This window comes from Rhizobium sp. CNPSo 3670 (assembly GCF_057784555.1).
Genome location: NZ_JBXSOL010000083.1, coordinates 1 through 2,039, shown reverse-complemented (window position 1 = coordinate 2,039; position 2,039 = coordinate 1). Strand labels below are relative to the sequence as shown.

General features: G+C 64.8%; 1 protein-coding gene. It reads left to right on the top strand.

All coding sequences use genetic code 11. From position 1 onward, the window contains the following. On the top strand, positions 1-1,999 hold a 1,999-nt coding region (locus tag AC13QO_RS29850), incomplete at its 5' end, for a BID domain-containing protein (protein ID WP_488542757.1). Positions 2,000-2,039 lie beyond the last annotated feature (40 nt).

The window sequence follows — 2,039 nt, the reverse complement described above, 5'->3', positions numbered from 1 at the left end:
CCGCAATGTCTGGACGGCCAGGCAGATCGAAACCGCTGAAGCGCGCCAGGACCGCATCGAGCGGGAAAGTCATCGGCCGGATCTGTTCAAGCCGCTCGTCGAGCGGTTGTCGCGCTCCGGCGCCAAGACGACGACGCTCGATTTTGAAAGCGAGGCCGGCTATCGGGCTCATGCGGAGGACTTCGCCCGCCGCCGCGGGCTTGATCATCTCTCGCTGGCTGCGGCCGAGATGGAAGGGGGCGTTGGACGTCAGCTGGCGTGGATTGCCGAGAAGCGGGAGCAGGTGGCGAAGCTTTGGGAGAGGGCGAGCGTTGCGCTCGGCTTTGCGATCGAGCGGGAACGACGTGTCTCCTACAATGAAGAGCGCAGCGAAAGGAAAACAGTCTCGGACGAGGATGCTGGCCGCGGGCGATATCTGCTCGCGCCCGCCACCGTCTTTGCCAGGAGCGTGGAAGAAGATGCGCGACGGGCACAGCTTGCCTCGCCCGCCTGGACGGAGCGGGAAGCGATCCTGCAGCCGCTGCTTGCGAAGATCTATCGTGATCCGGGTGCGGCACTTGTCGCCCTGAATGCGCTTGCTTCAGATGCCGGCACCGAACCCCGCAGGCTCGCCGACGATCTTGCCGTGAGCCCCGATCGGCTTGGCCGCCTGCGCGGCTCCGAGCTCATCGTCGACGGACGCGCGGCGCGTGAGGAGCGGAATGTCGCCTTGGCGGCTGCGACGGAATTGCTTCCCTTGGCCCGCGCCCATGCAAGCGAGTTCCGCAGGAACGCCGAACGGTTCGAGATCCGTGAGCAGGCGCGTCGCGCGCATATGTCATTGTCGGTCCCGGCGCTCTCCGAAGGCGCCATGGCGCGTCTCATGGAGATCGAGGCGGTGCGCAACAGGGGCGGGGACGATGCTTATAAGACCGCCTTTGCCCTTGCCGCGAAGGACCGCACGGTCGTGCAGGAGATCAAGGCGGTCAGCGAGGCGCTGTCTGCCCGCTTCGGCTGGAGTGCCTTCACCGCAAAGGCGGATGCGGTTGCTGAACGCAACATGGCCGAGCGCATGCCTAACGATCTGATGGCCGGCGAGCGCGAGAAGCTGACCCACCTGTTCGAAGCCGTCAAACGTTTTGCCGAGGCGCAGCATCTGGCCGAACGTCAGGACCGCTCGAAGATCGTCGCGGCAGCCAGTGCCGTTCCGGACCCGAAGCAAGACAAGGGGGGAGGAAAGGAGAATGTGAGCGTGCTGCCCATGCTTGCCGCTGTCACCGAGTTCAAGATACCGATCGACGACGAGGCGCGATCGCGAACTCTCTCCGCTCCCCTTTACCGTCAGCAGCGTGCGGCACTGGCCAACGCGGCAAGAACGATCTGGCGCGATCCGGCAGGAGCCGTCGGCGAGATCGAGGAACTGCTTGCCAAAGGCTTTGCTGCCGATCGTATCGCTGCCGCTGTGACCAATGATCCGGCCGCTTATGGCGCGTTGCGCGGTTCAGATCGTCTGATGGACAAGATGCTGGCTTCCGGGCGGGAGCGCAAAGATGCGGTGCAGGCCGTGCCGGAGGCAGCCGCGCGCCTGCGTTCTCTCGGGAGCGCCTATGCCAATATCTTCGATGCAGAACGACAGGCCATCAAGGCAGAGCGGGAGCGTATGGCGGTTGCTATTCCGGGCCTGTCGAAGGTGGCGGAAGAGGCGCTCATGCGTCTCACCGCGGAGGCGCGGAAGAATGATCGCAAGCCGAGTGTTTCGGCGGCTGCTCTCGACGCGAATATCCGCCGGGAGTTCGACGACATCAGCCGGGCGCTCGACCAACGCTTCGGCCGCAATGCCATCATCCGCGGCGACAAGGATCTCATCAACCACGTGCCAGAGGCGCAGCGCCAGGCCTTCGTCGCGATGCAGCAGAAGCTGAAGATCCTGCAGCAGACGGTCCGCGCGCAGAGTAGTCAGCAGATCCTCGCGGAACGGCGTCAGCGAGGCGTCAACCGCGGACGGGGGATTGATCTCTGACTGGACGGCCATTGTCGCAGGGGGCAAGCTGGCACCTAGA